This window comes from Glycomyces harbinensis (assembly GCF_900101745.1).
GTDB lineage: Bacteria > Actinomycetota > Actinomycetes > Mycobacteriales > Micromonosporaceae > Glycomyces > Glycomyces harbinensis.
In genome coordinates, this window is record NZ_FNAD01000004.1 from 94,025 (window position 1) to 113,218 (window position 19,194).

The 19,194-nt window shown below is 71.4% G+C and carries 16 protein-coding genes; 8 read left to right on the forward strand and 8 right to left on the reverse strand.

The window, feature by feature from the left end; translation table 11 throughout:
- The first annotated feature begins 53 nt into the window (after nucleotides 1-53).
- Nucleotides 54-1,577, forward strand: coding sequence for a menaquinone biosynthesis decarboxylase (locus BLQ63_RS08670; protein WP_091031881.1), 1,524 nt, complete (start codon nucleotides 54-56; stop codon nucleotides 1,575-1,577).
- Entirely contained in the window at nucleotides 1,574-2,467 is an 894-nt protein-coding gene (gene mqnP / locus BLQ63_RS08675; RefSeq protein WP_177154847.1) for a menaquinone biosynthesis prenyltransferase MqnP, read from the forward strand. The genes BLQ63_RS08670 and mqnP overlap by 4 nt, the downstream gene beginning before the upstream one ends.
- On the opposite strand, the gene BLQ63_RS08680 is transcribed toward mqnP, so the two are convergent.
- On the reverse strand, nucleotides 2,464-3,189 hold the full coding sequence (locus BLQ63_RS08680; protein WP_218125158.1) for an NAD(P)-dependent oxidoreductase: 726 nt from the start codon (nucleotides 3,187-3,189) through the stop codon (nucleotides 2,464-2,466). The two genes, mqnP and BLQ63_RS08680, sit on opposite strands and share 4 nt — an antisense overlap.
- A gap of 102 nt (nucleotides 3,190-3,291) precedes the next feature.
- On the opposite strand from BLQ63_RS08680, the gene BLQ63_RS08685 reads away from it, so the two are divergent.
- The gene (locus BLQ63_RS08685) at nucleotides 3,292-3,966 is read left to right on the forward strand and encodes a TetR/AcrR family transcriptional regulator (RefSeq protein ID WP_245680909.1); all 675 of its coding nucleotides are present in this window, start codon (nucleotides 3,292-3,294) and stop codon (nucleotides 3,964-3,966) included.
- A 148-nt stretch (nucleotides 3,967-4,114) separates the two neighbouring features.
- On the opposite strand, the gene BLQ63_RS08690 is transcribed toward BLQ63_RS08685, so the two are convergent.
- Nucleotides 4,115-5,989 (reverse strand): serine hydrolase domain-containing protein, encoded by a 1,875-nt coding sequence (locus BLQ63_RS08690; protein WP_177154848.1) that lies wholly within the window; start codon nucleotides 5,987-5,989, stop codon nucleotides 4,115-4,117.
- A gap of 284 nt (nucleotides 5,990-6,273) precedes the next feature.
- Here BLQ63_RS08690 and nuoK point away from each other — a divergent pair, with 284 nt between their 5' ends.
- The 5 genes from nuoK (at nucleotide 6,274) to htpX (ending at nucleotide 13,445) form a co-directional block, all read left to right on the forward strand.
- Nucleotides 6,274-6,639 carry an NADH-quinone oxidoreductase subunit NuoK gene (nuoK, locus tag BLQ63_RS08695; RefSeq protein ID WP_091032710.1) on the forward strand — a complete coding sequence of 122 codons (366 nt, stop codon included), beginning with the start codon at nucleotides 6,274-6,276 and terminating at the stop codon, nucleotides 6,637-6,639.
- The gene (locus BLQ63_RS08700) at nucleotides 6,636-8,429 is read left to right on the forward strand and encodes an NADH-quinone oxidoreductase subunit 5 family protein (RefSeq protein WP_091031889.1); all 1,794 of its coding nucleotides are present in this window, start codon (nucleotides 6,636-6,638) and stop codon (nucleotides 8,427-8,429) included. The genes nuoK and BLQ63_RS08700 overlap by 4 nt, the downstream gene beginning before the upstream one ends.
- A 676-nt stretch (nucleotides 8,430-9,105) precedes the next feature.
- Nucleotides 9,106-10,791 carry a complex I subunit 4 family protein gene (locus tag BLQ63_RS08705; protein ID WP_245680910.1) on the forward strand — a complete coding sequence of 562 codons (1,686 nt, stop codon included), beginning with the start codon at nucleotides 9,106-9,108 and terminating at the stop codon, nucleotides 10,789-10,791.
- 108 nt (nucleotides 10,792-10,899) lie between these two features.
- Nucleotides 10,900-12,507 carry an NADH-quinone oxidoreductase subunit N gene (locus BLQ63_RS08710; RefSeq protein WP_091031894.1) on the forward strand — a complete coding sequence of 536 codons (1,608 nt, stop codon included), beginning with the start codon at nucleotides 10,900-10,902 and terminating at the stop codon, nucleotides 12,505-12,507.
- A 74-nt stretch (nucleotides 12,508-12,581) separates the two neighbouring features.
- Complete coding sequence (gene htpX, locus BLQ63_RS08715) at nucleotides 12,582-13,445, forward strand: zinc metalloprotease HtpX (RefSeq protein ID WP_091031899.1); 864 nt, start codon at nucleotides 12,582-12,584, stop codon at nucleotides 13,443-13,445.
- Between the two features lie 103 nt (nucleotides 13,446-13,548).
- Here the strand turns inward: htpX and BLQ63_RS08720 are convergent, their stop codons facing one another.
- The 6 genes from BLQ63_RS08720 to BLQ63_RS08745 form a co-directional block, all read right to left on the reverse strand.
- Nucleotides 13,549-13,866, reverse strand: coding sequence for a DUF2516 family protein (locus BLQ63_RS08720; RefSeq protein ID WP_091031901.1), 318 nt, complete (start codon nucleotides 13,864-13,866; stop codon nucleotides 13,549-13,551).
- A gap of 43 nt (nucleotides 13,867-13,909) precedes the next feature.
- A complete protein-coding gene (locus tag BLQ63_RS08725) occupies nucleotides 13,910-14,011 on the reverse strand; it encodes a 30S ribosomal protein bS22 (protein ID WP_081687713.1) in 102 nt (33 codons plus the stop codon).
- Between the two features lie 144 nt (nucleotides 14,012-14,155).
- A complete protein-coding gene (locus BLQ63_RS08730; RefSeq protein ID WP_091031906.1) occupies nucleotides 14,156-14,359 on the reverse strand; it encodes a helix-turn-helix domain-containing protein in 204 nt (67 codons plus the stop codon).
- Nucleotides 14,360-14,557: 198 nt separating this feature from the next.
- Nucleotides 14,558-16,300, reverse strand: a complete 1,743-nt coding sequence (locus tag BLQ63_RS08735; protein WP_143014816.1) for a hypothetical protein — start codon at nucleotides 16,298-16,300, stop codon at nucleotides 14,558-14,560.
- A 146-nt stretch (nucleotides 16,301-16,446) separates the two neighbouring features.
- On the reverse strand, nucleotides 16,447-17,367 hold the full coding sequence (locus BLQ63_RS08740) for a proline dehydrogenase family protein (RefSeq protein ID WP_091031912.1): 921 nt from the start codon (nucleotides 17,365-17,367) through the stop codon (nucleotides 16,447-16,449).
- Between the two features lie 30 nt (nucleotides 17,368-17,397).
- Entirely contained in the window at nucleotides 17,398-19,107 is a 1,710-nt protein-coding gene (locus BLQ63_RS08745) for a glycosyltransferase family 4 protein (RefSeq protein ID WP_218125159.1), read from the reverse strand.
- Between the last annotated feature and the right edge of the window lie 87 nt (nucleotides 19,108-19,194).

Genomic DNA, 19,194 nt, shown 5'->3' on the forward strand with positions numbered 1-19,194 from the left:
CCGTGTTCACTCCGCATCGGCCGTGGCGGGCGGCCCTCGCCCCGGGTGATTGAATGGGCCTCGTGGCACCCAAGTTCCCGTACGACGACCTGCAGTCGTTCCTGGCCGCCCTCGAAGCCGACGGCGACCTCAAGCGGATCTCGGCCTCGGTCGACCCGCACCTGGAGATCTCCGAGATCACCCAGCGGGTGATCCGCGCGGACGGCCCCGCGCTGCTGTTCGAGAACCCGGCCGGCAGCACCATCCCCGTGGCCATCAACCTCTTCGGCACGACCGAGCGCATGGCCAAGGCCCTCGGGGTCGCCGACCTCGACGAGATCGGGCAGCGCATCGGCGAGCTGGCCAAGCCCGAGCTCCCGCTCGGGTGGGCCGGCATCCGCGACGGCCTCGGCAAGCTCATGCAGCTCAAGTCCGTGCCGCCCAAGAAGATCCGCAAGGCCCCGTGCCAGGAAGTGGTCTTCACCGGCGACGACGTGGACCTGAACATGCTCCCGGGCCTCCAGGTGTGGCCCGGCGACGGCGGGGTCTTCCACAACTTCGGGCTCACGCACACCAAGCACCCCGAGACCGGCAAGCGCAACGTCGGCCTCTACCGGCTCCAGCAGCACGACGAGCGCTCGATCGGCCTGCACTGGCAGATCCACAAGAACTCCACCAGCCACTACGCCGAGGCCGAGCGTCGCGGCGAGCGGCTGCCGGTCGCGATCGCGATCGGCCCCGACCCGGTGATGGCCTACGCGGCGACCGCGCCGCTGCCGCCGGACATCGACGAATACCTGTTCGCGGGGTTCCTGCGCGGCGAGCGCGTCGAGATGGTCGACTGCCTGACCGTGCCGCTCCAGGTGCCGGCGAACTCGCAGATCGTCCTCGAGGGCTGGGCCGAGCCTGGCGAGCGCCTGCCCGAGGGGCCCTTCGGCGACCACACGGGGTTCTACACGCCCGTGGAGCCGTTCCCGGTGATGCGGATCGAGGCGATGACCATGCGCCAGAACCCGATCTACCACACGATCGTGACCTCGGCCCCGCCCCAGGAGGACCACGGGCTGGGCAAGGCCACCGAGCGGACGTTCCTGCCCCTCGTCAAGATCATGATCCCCGAGATCGTCGACTACGACATGCCCGCGGCGGGGGTCTTCCACAACTGCGTCATCGTCTCGATCGACAAGAAGTTCCCCAAGCAGGCGCAGAAGGTCATGAGCGCGATCTGGGGCCTCCAGATGATGAGCCTGACGAAGCTCATCGTGGTCGTCGACGCCGACTGCGACGTGCACGACTACCGCGAGGTGGCCTGGCGCGCACTGGGCAATGTGGACTACTCAAGGGACCTGCTGCTCACCGAGGGCCCGGTGGACCACCTCGACCACGCGTCGTACCACCAGTTCTGGGGCGGCAAGGCCGGCATCGACGCGACCGCGAAATGGCCCCAGGAGGGCTACACCAGGGGCTGGCCCGAGCCGATGCGCATGAGCTCCTCGGTGAAAGCCACAGTGGACAAAAGGTGGAAAGAATACGGCCTTGACCCGCACCCGTCGCCCCGCCCGTCCGCTCGCTCCGCTCGCCTCCCCGAACCGGAGTGAACACTGTGCCTTCGACAACGGCAAAACCCAATCACGTCAAGGACTTCCTCAAACTCGTGGCGTTCGAGCACTCGGTGTTCGCGCTGCCGTTCGCGTACCTGTCCACGCTCACCGTGATGCACCTCGAGGACGCCTTCAGCTGGCGGGTGCTGGTCCTGGTCACGATCGCGATGGTCAGCGCCCGCACGCTCGCCATGGCGGCCAACCGGATCATCGACCGCAAGATCGACGCCCGGAACCCGCGCACCGCCCAGCGCGAACTGGTCACCGGCAGGGTGTCCCTGCGCACGGCCTACGTCGGCTGCGCGGTGAGCCTGGCGGCCCTGCTCGCCTCGGCCGCGCTGCTCAATCCGCTGTGCCTGGTGCTGAGCCCGCTCGCCGTCGCGCCGCTGATCGTCTACCCGTACGCGAAGCGCTTCACGAACTACCCGCACGCGATCCTGGGCCTGGCCCAGATGGTCGCGCCGGTCGGCGCGTGGCTCGCGGTGACGGGCACGTTCGAGGGCTCGGGCCCGTCGATCGTCCTCGGTGCGGCCGTGGGCCTGTGGATCGGCGGCTTCGACCTCATCTACGCGTGCCAGGACGTCCGCGTAGACCGCGAGATCGGCGTGCGCTCGACCCCGGCCCGCTGGGGCGTGAAGGCCGCGCTGCACGCCTCCACGGTGACCCACGTGTTCGCCTGGGCGGCGTTCGCGTGGTTCGGGACGCTGACCGGTTACGGCCTCCTGTACTGGATCGGCCTCGCGGTCGTGGCCGTCGCCCTCGCGTACGAGCACGCGGTGGTGAAGCCCGGCGACCTCTCGAAGGTCAACCGGGCGTTCTTCACCGCGAACGGATTCGTGGCCGTGGCGCTGTTCGCCTTCGCCCTCGCGGACCTGCTGCTGCGCTAGGCCGACTCGCTCGCGTGGGCGAGCGCCGACGGGGTCTTGCAGCCGTTGATGGCGGGCGCCTCGTGGACGAGCTCGTCGTTCTCGGCCGCCTCGACCATGAAGCGGGCGAAGTCGGTGCGCCGGGTCATGTTGCTCTCCAGGACCGGGTCGCCGACGTGGCGGCTCCACACCGGCAGGCCCTGGGCCGGGCCCTCTTCGAGGTCCGAGCCGCGCACCAGGGTCCAGCGGGTGTCGCTGTTGAAGATCAGGTCGGCGGCGCGGTACTGGTCGGCGATGTCGACGAGCCGGGTGATCCGCATGAGCTTGGCGAAGGCGATCGCGGCCTTGATGCCCCGCGAGTACTTGTCCCGGCCGTCGCGGGTGATGTGCCAGCCGCAGGAGAAGACGAGGCGCGCTCCGGGCTTCGCGAAGTCCATGACCGCCCGGGCCGTGCCCGAGGAGTAGTCGTGCACGCCCCAGGGGACGAGCACTGAGAGGACCGCGTCGCAGCCGTCGACGGCGCGCTCGATGACCTCGCGGTCGTTGGTCCGGCCGCCGATCACGGTGATCCGGTCGGCGTAGTCGTCGAGTTTGGGGACGCTCTTCTCGCGGCAGACGCCGACGACCTCGTAGCCGCGGTCCAGCGCGTGCTGCACCATGTAGCGGCCCAGTTTCCCGGACGCGCCGACGATGCAGACGCGCTTGCCGGCGCCGGTCTGCGGGACGAATTCCATCGGTTCCATGTCGTGCTCCTCGTTCGAAGGGTGAGTCTGCCTTTACACTGTACAGTAAAACTGTACGGTGTAAAGTACAATGCTGAACAAGTCGATGAACAGGAGACGCGCGTGACCGAGCCAGCCGATCCACCGGTCCGGCGCGACCCGCTCAGCAGGGAGAAGGTCCTGCTCGCGGCGGTGGCGATGGCGGACGAGGCGAAGGGCGAGGTGCCGAGCACGCGCAAGCTCGCGAACCGGCTCGGCGTCCGGGCCATGGCGCTGTACCACCACTTCAAGAACAAGGACGAGCTGCTCGACGGCATGGTCGACCTCGTCTTCGCCGAGGTCGAGCTGCCGACCGGGGACCTGGACTGGCAGACCGCGATGCGGCGGCGCGGTGCGTCGATGCGCGAGGCGCTCAAGCGCCATCCGTGGGCGGTCGGGCTCATGGACTCCCGAGTCGACCCCGGCGGGGCGACGCTGCGCCACCACGACACGGTGATCGGGTGCCTGCTCGCGGGCGGGTTCACGATTGTCGGTGCGGCGCATGCGTTCTCGATGCTCGACAGCTACATCTACGGGTTCGCGATCCAGGAGAACGCCCTGCCGATCAGCGACGAGGGCGACTTCGAAGCGGCCGCCGTCGGAATGATGGAGACGGTCCCCGCCGACGAGTTCCCGCACCTGACCGCGATGGCCGCCGAGCACGCCCTCAAACCGGGGTACGACTACGGCGACGAGTTCGCGATCGGCCTCGACCTCATCATCGACGGCCTCGACCGCCACCGCGAGAGCTGGCGCTGACCGACTGGGGGCAACCTCGTTCTCGTGCCGATGTTGTTCGGCCGGGGTGGCGACGCCGGCGGCGGTGTGGGCGGCGGGTGCGCGAACCTGCACCAGACGACGTGGGGCCCGGTGACCGCATGCGGTCACCGGGCCCCAGGTCGTTGCGTCAGAGCACCGCCAGGTTCAGGGCGATGAGGACCACGGAGAACGCCGCTCCCCCGGCGACCATGAGGCCCTGGCCGACCGCGGGCCACATGCTCCACTGCCGCTTGGCGGCGGCGGCCGCGTAGAGGACGAGGTTCACGGCGGCGAGGCCGACCGCGGCGAGCGCGGCCCACATGGTGGCCGTCAGACCCGGTGAGCCGGTGACGACCTGCTGCAACAGCAGGTTCGCGTCACTGACCACGGACATCAGGAGCCCCAGGACCGCGAGCGCGGCGGCGCCCGTGAGCCAGGACGACCAGGCGTTGAGCGAGCGCAGGACCGGCCGCCGCGGCGCGCGGCGCACCAGCCGGACCACCGCGGTCGCCGAGAGCGCGAGGAAGCCTGCGGCGAGGATCAGCCCGCCGGCACCGAGGCCCACCTGGTGGAGAAGCGCACCGTTGTACCAGGGCACCGGCGCGAAGGAAACGGCCGGGTCCACGCTGCTCAGCAGGATGCCGTAGTCGGTGAAGGCGATGGTGGCGGTGCCGCCCTGCTCCTGGAACAGCCCGTCGCCGACGGGCACCCAGCGCTGCTCGCCCGCAGCGGGGTCGGAGGAGAGCCCGGTCGTGGTCAGGCCGCCGTCCGCGGTCTCCACGGTGACCGGGGCGACGACGCGGGCGAGCTCGGTGAAGTCGGAGCTCGCGGTGCGGATGCTGACGTACTCGCCGGTGTAGCGGTCGAGGTCGTCCTCAACCGGTTCGAATGCCTGCGGTTCGGGCAGGGCGCCGAGCGCGGCAAGGACGTCGCGCACCAGTTCCTCGGCCGCGAACGAGGTCGCGGCCGCCGACTCGCCGGCGCCGTTGAACGCCACGTGCACGCTGATGCCCCGGTCGGGGACCACGGCGAGCGCCGTGTGGAAACCGGGCAGGTCGCCGGCCTTGAACCAGACGCCGTCGCCGGGCCCGGCGAACTCCTGGAGGCTGAAGCCGATGCCGGGCATGCGGTCGTCCGAGCCGAACTGGCGGGTGGTCATCTGCTCCGCCACGCCCTCCCCGAGGATCGGGTCGCGCTGGGCGAGCGCAGCCATGAACCGGCTCAGGTCGTCGGCGGTGCTGAGGACGCCGGGGCCGGCCGCGGTCCCCGGGGCGATGCGGCCCGCGGTGACGACCTGCCCATCGGCGTACCGGTAGCCTTCGGCGGCGTCGGCCCCCTTGGCGGGTTCCTCGCGCACCACGCGGGTGTCGTCCATGCCCAGCGGCGTGAACAGGCGCTCGGAGAGAACGTCCTCATAGGACTGACCGGAGGCTTCCTCGATGAGGACGCCGGCGAGGACCATGTCGTAGTTGTTGTAGGCGATCAGCGTCCCCGGTTCGCGCAGGCGCTCGGGCTGCTCCTGCGCCGCGAAGTCGGCGAGCGAGGGCATGTCCTCCGGGGCCCAGCGGCCCCAGCCGAGGATGCGGTCCTCGAAACCGGAGGTGTGGGTGAGCAGGTGGCGCAGTGTGACCGGGTCGCCGGGGAAGGTGTCGGGAACGTCGAAGTCGAGGTAGTCGTTGACATCGGCGTCGAGGTCGAGCGCCCCTTCGTCGACGAGCTGGAGCGAGGCCGCCGTCGTGAACAGCTTCGCCACGGAGCCGGTGTAGTAGGCGGTGTCGGTCGCGAACGGGGCGCCGCCCACGACGGCCTCCCCGTACGCCTCGGTGAGGACCGGCTCCCCGTCGACGACGAGCACGGCGGCGCCGCCGGGGATCTCGTGCTCGTCGAGGATCGCGGCGATGCGGGTGTCGATGAGGTCGGCGACCGCCGCGACGTCGGTCTCGTCCTGGGCATGGGCGGGCACGGCGGCGAACACGGCCCCCAGGACCAGGGCCGGGACCAGAAGGGGTGCGGGCTTGTTCATGCGTTGAACGGTATTGGGACACAGGAGTTCTCTCAATGAGGAAGCCTGGCGGATACAGGGTGGGGCAGACCCCACCACCGCCTTCGGGAACGACCCCGCCGCCGCGGGGCCGGGCCGCGCCCGGCGGAAGGCCCGGTCCGCCCGCGGTCGCCACGGTAGGCGGGGCCGCATATGGATCGACGAGTATCAACACGGTCTCGACGCTGGACTTCGGGGTGCCCCGTAGTCCAAGATGAGGCCATGTGGTCCCGATCGACCGATCTCATCCCTCCGGGGAGGACCCCGTGCATCCACTGATCGGGTTCCTGATCGCCGTGGGGCTGTTCGCGATCGGCCTCTACGGCGTGCTGACGCGCCGCAACGCCGTCATGCAGCTGGCCGCCGCCGAGCTCATGCTCGGCGGCGTGCACCTGGTGCTGGTCACCGCCGATCTCGTCCACAATGCCCTCACCGGCCAGAGCTTCGCGCTGTTCATCGTGGTCATCGCCGCCGCCGAGGTCGGGGTGGGCCTCGCGCTCATCCTCAACCTGTGGCGCGAGCGGGCGACGATCGACACCGACGACCTGCCCGCCGAGACCGCTGACGAGCCTTCCGCCGAGCGCGATTCCGGACGAGAATCGTCCGAAATGGACATCGGAGGCGGCCGATGACGCTCACGCTCCTTCTTGTCGCCTGCCCCGCGCTGGCGGGCCTGGCCGGGCTCCTGATCCGGGACCGGCGCCCCGCCCGGTACGTCGCGGTCGCCGCGCCCGCGCTGACGCTGGGACTCGCGGCCGCGTGCGCCGTCGCGAACCCGAAGGGCGACTTCGTCCTCGCCGACTTCGGGACGATCCGCGTCGCTGCCGCCCTCGACCTCTCCCCCACCGCCGCGACCGTGGCCCTGGCGGCCGTGTTCGTGACGTTCCTCGTGCAGCTCTACTCGGTCGCCTACCTGCGCGACGACCCGCGCTATGCGGCGTTCGGGGCGCAGGTGAACCTGTTCTGCGCCGCGATGCTCCTGGTGGTCGCGGCCGACGACCTGGTACTGCTGCTCATCGGCTGGGAGGTCATGGGCGCCTGCTCGTACCTGCTCATCGCCCACTACGCGAAACTGCCCGAGGCGCCGGGCGCGGCCGCGAAGGCGTTCCTGGTGACGCGCTTCGGCGACGTCGCGTTCGTGCTCGGGGTGATGTGGATCGGCGCGTCCGCCGGGACGTTCCGGCTCAGCGAGATCCAGGACCCGCCGGCGGGCGCCGGAGCGGCGATGCTGCTGATCCTGTTCGGCTGCATCGGGAAGTCGGCGCAGTTCCCGCTCCAGATCTGGCTGCCGCCGGCGATGGCCGGGCCCACGCCGGTCAGCGCGCTCATCCACGCGGCCACGATGGTCGCGGCCGGGGCGTACGTCCTGACCCGGCTCCTGCCGCTGTGGCCGACGGAGCTGCTGCTCGTGGTCGCGCTCGTCGCGGCGGTGACGATGATCGGGGCGGGCCTGTGCGCGCTCGCGGCCCGCGACCTCAAGGGCGTCCTGGCGTGGTCGACGGTGAGCCAGGTCGGATTCATGTTCGCGGGCGTCGCCGTCGCCGCAGGCGACGCGGCGCTGTTCCACCTGGTCTCGCACGCGGCGTTCAAGGGGCTGCTGTTCCTGACGGCCGGGGTCGTAATCGCGCTGGCCGGGACGGACGGGTCGCTGCGCGCGACGCGACTGCGACCGGGCGACTCACCGCTGGCGTTCTGGGCCATGACGATCGGGCTCGCCTCCATGGCGGGCCTGCCGCCGCTGGGCGGCTTCTACAGCAAGGAGACCGTGCTCGGCGCGGCCTATGAGGCCGGGACGCCGGCGGGCGTGATCGTGTTCTGGGCCGGGGTCGGCGCGAGCATCCTCACGGCCGCTTACGCGGCGAGGCTGTGGCTGCTGCTGTTCTGGCGCGGCCGGGGCGCCATCGAGCGGGCGGCCGTTCCCTGGGCTGAGTCGTTCAGCCTGTGGGCGTTGACGGCGGCCACGGTCGGCGTCGGCATGCTGTATTACGCGGGGCCGTTCGCGGTGCCGGAGCTGCATTGGGACTTGATGGCGCTGCTGCTGCTGGCGACGCTCGGCGGCTTCGCCGTGGTGGGCGACTCGTGGTGGCGCGACCGGCCGCGATCGGGCACGCGGGTGACCGACCGCGACCCGGCCCGCATTCTGGGCCGGTCCCGGCCCGCCTTCGCCGAAGGGCTGTACGCGGAGCGGTTGGCGGCCAAGGCGACGCGGGCGATGGCCCGCGCGGCGGGCGCCGGGGCGCGGGCTCTGGACGAGCGCCTGGTCGACCGGACCGTGGTCGAGGGTTCGGCGCGGGCGACGGTGGCGGCCGGTCGTGAGACCGTTGCGGGCCACCGCGGCGGGCTCGTGCGGTACCTGCGGCTGAGCGCGGCCGGGACACTGGTCGTCGCGGCCGTGGCGATCGGAGTGAGCCTGTGGAGCTGAGGATCGGTGAAGCGGGGGCGGTGAGCGAAGCGTTGCCTTCGAGTCGACGGCTTCGCGCGCGGGAAGTCGCGGAAGTCTGCGCGGCCGTGCGCGCGGTCGAGGCCGGGCAGGCTCGAGACCGGCGCCGCGGCGCTGCGGATGCGATGGTATTCGCGGAAGGCCTTGTGCCCCGTCGGAATCGGTCCGCGCACGGTCGACATGGCCCATCGGATGCGGTGGTATTCAGGGCGGATTCTGCGCCCCGTCGGGATCGCCCCGCGCTCCTCCGACACGGTGCAGCAAAAACGGCGGTAGCAGCACTCGCCGCGAGCTTTGCCCCCGATCGAGATGGGACCGTATTCCGCCTGCTCAGCGTTGCGGATGCGACAGGACTCGACGCGGGCCCTGCACCTCGTCGGAATCGGTCTTCGCTCCGCCGCCCCGACACATCGCATGCGGCGGTATTCACGGCGGGTTCTTCGCTCCATCGAGGTCGGACCGCACTCGGTCGACACGGCGCTGCGGCTGCAACGGTGTCCGCTGCGGGCCTTGCACTCCACCGGGATCAGACCTCGCTCCGTCGGCCCGGCGCTGCGCGTGTCGCGACGGCTGCTGCTGCAAGCGTCCGATCCGGGCCGAGTCAACGGGCCCAGCAGCGACCGAATGCCGCGATCGCCGCGGGAAGCGGGGCGTTCGCATGAGCGCACTTCTCGTTGTGGCCGTGGGCGTTCCGCTCATCGGGGCGGTGCTGGTCTGGGCTTGGCAGCACAAGGCGTTCGCGCATTGGATCGGCGTCGCGGCCGCCGCACTCGGCCTCGCGGCGGCCGCGGTGCTGCCGCTCGGGCGCGCCGACGGCACCCGGATGCTCGACAGCGGCCGATTCACCAGCGGCTGGTGGCACGAGTTCGACGCCGCCTGGGCCCCCTCACTGCACCTGGACTTCTCGCTGGCCGTGGACGGCGTCTCCTGGCCGCTGATCCTGCTGACCGCGCTCCTCGGCCTCCTCTGCTGCGTCCACAACGCGGCGGTGATCGAGCGCGGCAAGACGGCCCCGCAGCCGCGCGAAGCGACTGCGACTGCGACTGCGACTGCGACTGCGACTGCGACTGCCGAACATCACACTTCAGCTCCCCTTCAGGTTCCCGCCGCTACCGTTGAAACCGGGGGCCCTTTCCCGGCGGCGGACCAGGCCCGCGGCGTGCCCGCCGCATCGGGCCGCTTGCACCCCGGCCGCTTCGACCCCGGCACCGCCCGGCCGTCGCCGACCCTGACTTCACTGCTCCTCGCCGTGCAGGCCGCCTCAACGCTGGTGTTCCTGTCGGACAACCTCATCCTGTTCTTCATCGCCTTCGAAGCGGTCCTGCTGCCCATGTGGGCGATCATCCACCGCTACGGCGACCCGGCCGCCCGGCGCCACGCGGCCGCCAAGTTCGCGCTGTTCACCGTCGCCGGCTCGCTCCTCATGGCCACCGGCCTGTTCGTCGCCGTCGCCGACGCCGGGACCGCCGACCTCGGCGCGATCATCACCGCCGGAGGCGTCTCCGACGACGTCTCGCTGCTCGTGTTCACCCTGCTCGCCACCGGATTCGCGGTCAAAGCACCACTGTGGCCGCTCCACTCGTGGCTGCCCGACGCGCACACCGCCGCACCCACCGTCGGCTCGGTCCTCCTCGCGGGCGTGCTGCTCAAACTCGGCACGTACGGCCTCATCCGCGTCGCCGGAGGCCTCGCCCCCGACGGCGCCGCCGACGCCGCACCCGTACTGGCGGTGCTCGCCGCGCTCGGCATCATCGTCGCCGGACTCGTGTGCCTGGGACTACCCGAGATCAAACGCCTCATCGCGTACTCCTCGGTGGGCCACATGGGATTCGTGGTTCTCGCATTCGCGGCCGGAACCGAGGCGGGCGTGCGGGCGGCCCTGTTCGGGAACCTCGCGCACGGCCTGGTCACGCCGCTCCTGTTCTTCCTCGCCGGAGCCCTCAAGTCCCGCACGCACACCGGGAGGCTCGCCGAACTCGGCGGCCTTCGCCTGGCCGCACCGATGCTCGCCGGGCTCTTCGGGTTCGCGGCGCTCGCGTCGCTGGGCCTGCCGGGCCTCGCGGGATTCTGGGGCGAGGCGTTCACCGTCTACGCCGCCGCCGAACGCGGCGGCGCCTGGCTGGCGCTCGCCGCGGTGGCGGCCTTCGGCGCGTTCCTGGCCGCCGCCTACCTGCTGCGGATGCTCAAACGTGTCAGCCACGGCCCGGTCGCGCCCGCGATCGCCGGCATCGGCGACGCCTCGGCGGCCGAGATCGCGGTCTGGTCCCCGCTCGTGGCCGGGACGCTGCTGCTCGGCCTGATGCCGGGCCCGCTGCTGGCCCTGTTCGCGGAAGGGCTGCTGTAGATGGACGGCGAAACGATGGCACGGGACACTGCCCGGCCGGTCGGCCGCCTCGCGGGCCCGCCCGCACCAGGCTGCACGTCGCGCCCGATGAACGCGGGGGCGTGAGCGATGCAGGTGCAGACGATCGACCACGCGGCCCTGCTGCCGCTGTACCTCGCCGCGGCGTCCGCGGTACTGGCGCTGTTCGCGGGCCGGTTCGCCAAGGCCGCCATGATGATCGGGCTCACGGCCGCGGCAATCGCGGCGGTCTGGGTCGGCGTCGGGCCCGACCGGGCCGCGTTCAACGTCGGCGAATGGCACTCCTATGTGGCCGACGACCCGGCGATGGGCGCGGCGGCGCTGTTCGCCGCCGTCACGGTCCTCGTCGCGGGCATCAGCGGCCGTCAGGCGGGCGAGTACTGGTTCCTCCTGGCCGCCTCGGCGTCCGGCGGCATCGCGCTCGCGGGTTCTCGCGACCTGATCTCGCTGATCGTGGCGCTGGAGACGCTGACCGTGCCGCTGTACGTGCTGGTGACGAAACCGGGACGGGACGGCGCCGAGGCCGGGGTGACGTTCCTGATCTCCTCGATCACCGCGTCCGCGACCGCGCTCATGGGCGCGGCGCTGCTGTACTCGGCCGCGGGAACGGTGCACCTCGGCGGACTCCCGGCGGGGCTGGCCGACGCGGACGCGGGCCTGACGGCCGCCGGGGTCGCGCTGCTCCTGGGCGGGCTGGCGTTCAAGCTGGCCGCCGCGCCGCTCCACGCATGGGCGCCGCTGGTCCTCGAACGCGCGCCGCTGCCGATCGCGACCTACCTGGCGAGCGCCTCCAAGCTCGGCGGCGCGCTCGCGATCGTCTGGCTAGTCCACTTCGGACTCACTCCGGGCGCCGGGGCCTTCGGCGACCTGCTTCCGCCGCCCGAGGGCTTCCCGAGCGCGCCCGTCGCGCAACGCAGCGCCGGGATCGTGCTGGCGGCGTTGAGCGTCGCCTCGATCGCGGTCGGGAACCTCGCCGCGCTGGCGCAGCGCCGCACGGTGCCGCTGCTGGCGTGGTCGGGCGTGGCCCACGCCGGGTACGTGCTCGCACCGCTCGCGGTCATCACCACGGCCGACGGCCGGGAGGAGGCCGGGGCCGCGGCTTCGGCGGCGCTGGCGTACGCGGTGCTCTTCGTGCTCCTGGAAGCCGGGGCCTTCACGGCCCTGACCGCCGTCCGCCCGGGAAGCGGAGATTTCCTCGCCTCGGAGGAAGGTCGTACCCCCGAGGCAGACTTGAAAGCCGGGGGTCCCCCCGTGCCCGATTTGAAGGCTGATGCCCCGGTTTCGGGTCTTACCGCCGGGCACCGTCGGACCCTTGCGGCACCGGATCGGCTCGGCGACGGCGGGCGCATCTCCGAGCTGACCGGGCTCTGGCGCACCGCGCCGCTGCCCGCCTCGCTCCTCCTCTTCTCCGTCATCGGGCTCGCCGGGCTGCCGCCCGCGCTCGCGGGGACGTTCGCCAAGGTCGCGATCCTCGAAGTGCTCGCCTCCTCGGCCGTCTGGCTCGCCGTGATAGTCGCCGCCGGGGCCGTCGTCGGGCTCGCCTACTACCTGCCGCTCGCGCGCACCCTCCTCCTCGGCCGCCCCGCCACCCTCGCCGGGGGCCGCTTCGCCATCGCGGTCGCCGCAATCGGCCTCGCCCTCCTCGCGGCCTCCCTCGCGCCGCAGCTCGTGTTGGAGTTCACGTCCGTTTTGCAGTAATTTCCCAGCTTGTGGCGAAATACTGGCCGTAACCAGGACGTTGCTTTTCCCACCAGGAGGGAAACCCAACCACCATGAAGCACCACAACGGCCTCAAAACGGCGGTGCTGCTCGGCGCCATGTCCGCGCTCGTCATCGCGATCGGCTACGCGCTCGGCGGCTCCACCGGCATCCTCATCGCCGCGGTCATCGCCGTCGGCATGAACGCCTACGCCTATTTCAACTCCGACAAGATCGCCCTGCGCGCCATGCGGGCCCGGCCGGTCACCGAAGCGCAGGCCCCGCAGCTGTACGCGACGGTCCGCGAGCTGGCGCAGCGCGCCGGCCAGCCGATGCCGCGCCTCTACGTCTCACCGACGCCGCAGCCGAACGCGTTCGCCACGGGCCGCAACCCCGAGAACGCCGCGGTCGCCGTCACCGAGGGCATCCTGCGCCTGCTCACGCCCGCCGAGCTGCGGGCCGTGATCGGGCACGAGCTGTCGCACGTCTACAACCGCGACATCCTCATCTCCTCGGTCGCCGGGGCGCTCGCCAGCATCATCACCATGCTCGCGAACCTCGCGATCTTCCTGCCGTTCTTCGCCTCCGACGACGAGGACCGGCCCAACCCGCTGGTCCTGCTGCTGACGATGATCCTCGGCCCCCTCGCGGCCGGGCTCATTCAGATGGCCGTCTCGCGCTCGCGCGAATACGAGGCCGACGCCTCGGGCGCGCGCCTCACCGGCGACCCGCTGGCCCTCGCCAGCGCCCTGGAGAAGATCTCCGCGGGCGTCGACCGGTTCCCGGCGCGCACCGACAGCCGCGTCGCCGAGCAGTCGCACCTGATGATCGAGTCGCCGCTGCGCGGCCGGGGCCTCACGAGCCTGTTCTCGACCCACCCGCCGACCGCCGAGCGCGTCAAGCGCCTGCGGGAGATGGCCCGCGGCGTCGTCCGCTAGACCGAATGCGTTCGGGCACACCGAAAGCCGCGCCGGCAATTGCCGGCGCGGCTTTTCGCTGAAGTCAGAAATCGCCCGGACCCGGGTCCGCCGCGACGTCGCGTCAGTAGGCGCTGCCGCCGATGTCCTTGATGCCGCTGCGGACATCCAGGAGGTAGACCAGGGCGGCCGCGATGGCGACGAGGGCGAACAGGTTCAACCGGGCGTATCCGCCGAAGAGCAGCGCGAGAACCAGGCTGATGACCAGGATCCCGAGCCAGGCGCCCTTCGACAGGGTGCCGACGGCACTGAAGGCGTCGGGCTTCTGCACCGCGCAGTGGATGCAGGCGATCAGGGACAGGAGCGCGCCCCCGTAACCGATGATCTGCGAGATCACGCCACGGACCTCGAAGGCGAACGCGACAGTTGCGAACTCTGGCATGTGGCCAGCCTACCCGCAGGTACTCGGAAGCCGGTCGCCTCGGCTACTTGCCGAGCTTGCGACGCTGAACGCGGGTCTTGCGAAGCAGCTTGCGGTGCTTCTTCTTCGCCATGCGCTTGCGCCGCTTCTTGATGACCGAGCCCATAGAGCTTCCTCACAGATGTTCACTAGACAATACTTAGAGCCCGACAAGCCTAACTCGCGCTACCGGCGGCCCCCGCGCCGGGCGAGTCCGACCGAAGGCCCCGTCACAGCTCGCGCGTGGCGGGGCCTCGAAGGACGAGCGAGGTCACTCGTCGGTCTGGAGGGCCTCGGAGAGGTAGGTCTTCACGGCGCTCTCGGGGACGCGGAAGGAGCGCCCCACCCGCACCGCCGCGATCTCACCGTTGTGGACGAGCCGGTACACCGTCATCTTCGAGACGCGCATCAACTCGGCCACTTCCGTCACCGTCAAGAACTTGACCTCGTCGAGGAGGTCCCCGGGTTCGCTCATGTGTCTCACCGTTCTGTCGAGGGCTGTTGCGAGCACTTATGCAAGGACGTGGGGTTGTGTGATGTATTAGAGGTGCGGTGGACGCGAATGCCCATATGAACCGAAACAAGCCGGTCGTCACTAAGCGTGACGTTGATGTATTTCGATTGGGATGTTGCTCATGTTACGGCAGTCCGCGCCACCCGGCAACACCCGATCTCACACGGTCTGGGCAATGAAGGCCGTAATCTCCTCCATCAGATCGGCATAGCTCTTGCCGTAGACGGTCTCGGCCGCGTCGACCGCAGGCGTGCCCTCACGCGCGGTCATCCCGAAGAACTCGCTGAACTTCTCGACCCCGTACTCGTCGATGACGTAGTGGACGCCGAGGAACCCGCACCCGTACTTGCCCGAGCCGGCGAGGGTGTCGTCCTCTTCGCCCGGCGGGAGGATGTCGGTCGCGCAGCCGCCCTGGTCGACGTAGTCGCGCACGTCCCACATCCGGTCGTAGTCCTCGAGGGCCCGGTCGCCGTGGTCGATGTACTCGGCGACGCCCTCGACCATCCACCAGGTGTCGTCGGCGTAGCGCTCGGACGGCGCGGCCCACAGGGTCACGGCGTGGCCGAGCTCGTGGCGGATGACGCTGGTGAGGCCCTCGTTCCAGCCGGTGCGGTCGACGCCCATGACGGTGGCGTAGGTCGACGGCTCGCGCACGCCGTTGTTGGTGCCGGTGAGGGGCAGGGCGAAGCCGAGGACGTCCTCGGAGTCCCAGCCGCTGCCGAACCAGGTGTCGAACTCCTCGTCGCTGGCGATGTAGATGACGTACCGGTCGGGCTTCTCCCAGTAGGCCCACTCGTCGGCGTTCGCCGCGGCGGCCTCGGAGACCTCCAGGGCCTCGTCGAGGCGGGCGGCCATCGAGGCCGGGACGGCGGTGACGGTGCGCTCGCCGACGGCCGCGACCAGGTCGGTGACCTCCCACGGGTGCGGGCCCTGCCCGTACTCGGAGTCGGCGACCTCGATCATCGTCATGCCCTCGTCCCCGGCGCGCCAGCGGGTGTCGAAGACGATGTCGGCGGCCTTGCAGGTGTCGGCGGGCTCGACGAAGCAGTAGGAGAGCGCGACCGAGATGTCGTAGAGGGGCACCGCGCCGGAGGCGTCCTCCAGGGGGCCCGAGGTGATCGTGTAGTCGAAGCGGGAGACCTGCATGGACGTGAGCGAGTCGAACCGGCCGGTCATCTTCTCGTGCAGGGTCGGGTCGTAGGCCGCGAGCCAGCCCTCGAGGCTGCCGTTGAGCAGCGACTCGGCCTGGGCGTCGAGCGTGAGCTGGGCCTGCTCCCTGAGGTAGGCGAGGATCTCCGACTCGGGCGCGTTCGGTCCGGGGCTGGGGACCGTGCCCTCGCCGGGCTGGACGGCGAGGCCCTCGATGCTGCCGGTCTCGGCGGCGGGCATGGCCGGGCGCCAGCCGTTGACGAGCGCCCCGGCGAACACGGAGGTGGCGACCAGGAGGACCACGATGAAGACGGTGGCCAGGCGGGAGCGCTTGGGGTCGGGGCGCGGCGCGTAGTAGGCGAGCGGCCGGGGCGGGCCGGGCCAGGGGGGCATCGCGCTGACCGGGACGGGGCCCGGCGGCATCGCGCCGGGCGGGACGGGTCCGCGCGGGCCCATCTGCCCGGGGTGGGCCATGCCCGGGTGGGCCATGCCGGGCGGCGCCATGTCGATCGGGAGCGCCGAGGGCGGGGCGGTCGGCTCGGGCATCGGCACGGCCGGGGACGCCTGGGGCATGGGCGCGCCGCCCTCGGCGGCCTGCGGGAGGACCGGTTCGGGGGAGGCGGGACGCGGCGCCTCGGGCGCGGGCCGCTGGCCGGGCACCAGAGGAGCGGGGCCGTGCGGGGCGGGCCGGGATTCGCCGGGGTGGCCGCGCTCGGAAGAGTCCGGGGTGAAGTCCTCGGGGGCTTGAGTCACGTTCGCAACTGTAGTCGCCGATCGCTACCCGCGCGAGACGCGAGGAGGCCGTGTGCGCTGGGCGTCCAGCCGGTGACGGCCCTTGCGACGCTGCTCACGGCCGCGGGCCGGAGCAGGGGTGCGTTCCGGCCCGCGTTGCGAGCTTTCTAAGACTTCGTCCACAGTGACCGGGCGAAGACCGCGAGGTTCGCGGGGCGCTCGGCCATGCGGCGCATGAGGTAGCCGTACCACTGGTCGCCGTAGGGCACGTAGACGCGCATCCGGTAGCCCTCGGCCGCGAGCCGCAACTGCTCGGCGGTGCGGATGCCGTAGAGCATCTGGAACTCGAAGGAGTCCTTGTCGCGGTCGTACCAGCGGGCCCGGTCGATGCCGATCTCGATCAGGCGCGGGTCGTGGGTCGCGAGCATCGGGAAACCCTCGCCGGCCATGAGCGCGTTGATGCAGCGCACATAGGAGCGGTCGACGTCGAGGCTGCGCTGGTAGGCGACCGACTCGGGCTCCTTGTAGGCGCCCTTGCACAGGCGGATGCGCGACCCCGGCGTCGCATGGGCCTTGCAGTCGTCCTCGGTGCGGCGCAGGTACGCCTGGAGCACCGCGCCGGTGGACTCGAAGTCGGCGCGCAGGCGCTGGACGATCTCCAGGGTCGAGTCGGTGACCGTGTGGTCCTCCATGTCGACGGTGACCGTGGTCCCGGCGTCGGCGGCGGCCTCGCAGATCTCGCGGGCGCGGTCGTACGCGAGGTCGGCGTCGATGCGCTGGCCGAGCGCGGAGAGCTTGACGCTGACCTCGGCGGACCGGGACAGCCCTTCGCCCTTGAGGGCGGCCAGGAGGTTCAGGTACTCGTCGCGGGTCGCGTCGGCCTGCTCGACGACGACGGTGTCCTCGCCGAGGTAGTCGAGCGTGGCGAGCAGCCCGTCGGCGGCGAGTGTGCGGGTCGTGGCGACCGCGTGGGCCGTGGTCTCGCCGGCGACGTAGCGGCGGACGAGCGACCGCGTGACCGGCGCGGTGCCGACGAGGCGCTCGATCTTCGATGACCGGGCGGCGGCGAGGATGACAGAACGCAGCATGAGTGCAGCGTAACCGCACGGCGTTCCGGATCAGGTCACAGCGTCATAACACGTGCGCCGCAACATTGGAAACCAAGTCAAAGAATAGGAAGGATCATCTTCTTCCAAGGCCTTGTGGATCCGGGGCCTGTGTAAGTCCTGATAGTGCGGGGCGTTCCGTCCACTGGCGCCGGCCCGGCCGGTCCGGGCCGACGGCACGGCCGGGACCTCGTCGAGCAGGCGCCGGTACAGCCCGTTCAATCGGGCGGCCTGGGCCTCCCAGCTCCATTCGGCGAGGCGGTCGGCGGTGTAGGCCGACCGGTACGCCTCCGGGGCGGTGATCACGGACTTGACCGCCTGGGCCAGGCCCTCGGCGTCGTCGGCGGCGAAGACCTCGCCCTGGCCGGTCGCGGCGACCGTCTCGGCCATGGCCTTGACGTCGGAGACCACCACCGGCAGCCGCGCGTGGGAGTACTCGAAGAACTTGGTGATCAGCGCGATCTCGTGGTTGAGGTAGCGGCGCAGCGGGATCACGCCGACGTCGGCCTCGGACAGGAACGGCACCACCTGCGTGTGCGGCACGTACGGGACCGCGTGGACCCGCTCGGCGACGCCGAGCCTCCCGGCGCGTTCGAGCAGCTGGCGGATGTACGGCGCCTCGGGGTTGGCGACCACGAACGCGCTGTGCACGTCCGGCAGCGAGCGCAGTGCCGTGACCATGAGGTCCAGACCCCGCTGGGGCGCGGCCGCGCCGCTGTAGACCATGAGCGGGACGTCGGGTCCGATCCCGCACGCGGCCCGCAGGCTCGGCGCGGGCGCGGCGCCGTCCGCGGCGGCCGCGCCGGGGGCGTTCATGACCACCGCGGGCGGCTCGGCCAGGCGGTGGCGGTCCTGGAGCAGGTCGCCCAGCGCCGCCGAGACCGTGACGACCGCGTCGGCGCTCGCGGCGAACTCGCGCTCGTGCGCCAGCTGCGCGGGGTGCCAGCGCGGGTGGGCGTTCCAGGGCTTCATGCCGGGCAGGTACTCGTGGGCGTCCCACACCAGTCTGACCTCGCGGCCCTCGGCGGCCGCCCGGAGTTTCGCGCGGGCGCCGACCCCGAGCATCTGGAAGTCGTTGGCGTGGATGAGGTCGGGTTCGAGGTCGTGCACGGCGCGGCCGAAGGCCAGCTCCAGGTCCCACAGGGCCGGGTCGAACCGGCGCCACCCGGGGCCGCCCGGGAGCAGCCCCGACAGCCAGGTGGTGAACCGGTCGAGTCGGGAGATCATCTGGCGCCGGCGCAGCCGCAGCCGCACCGTGTGCTCGGCGCGCAGCCGGACCCAGTTCTCGTTGGCGCGCAGGAGGGCGCCCCGCACCCGCAGCCCGGCGCGGCGGCGGAGCCGGGCTGCGGGTGCGAGCCCGGGCTCGTCGAGTCCGTACTGCATGCCGTCGAGACGCAGCTGCGCGGACCGGACCCGCAGCTGGCGTTCGCGGTAGGGCTGGAGCGGTCCGTACGGGTAGGCGAGCGGGTCGCGCAGCCAGGCCGGGCGCAGTTCGTGGGGGCGGCGCGCGAAACCGCGGGTGACCGGCAGCAGCCGCACCGTGGCGCCGCCGAGGTCCCATTCGCGCTGGTGGGAGTCGGGCGAGCGGCCCAGGAGGAAGACCTCGAATCCGGCGGCGGCCGCCGAGGCGGCCTCCTTCTGCACGCGCGAATCGCCTTCGACGTCGTTCTGCACGAGCATCACGACGCGGCGGTCCTGCTTCGGGCGCTCCTGGTCCGTCATTCGGCTGTTCCCTCCCCCGTCAGCCCGGCGGTGACCCGGCCGGGCGCTCCCATGCTATGGAGGCGGGATATCCAAAGGGGACTGAAT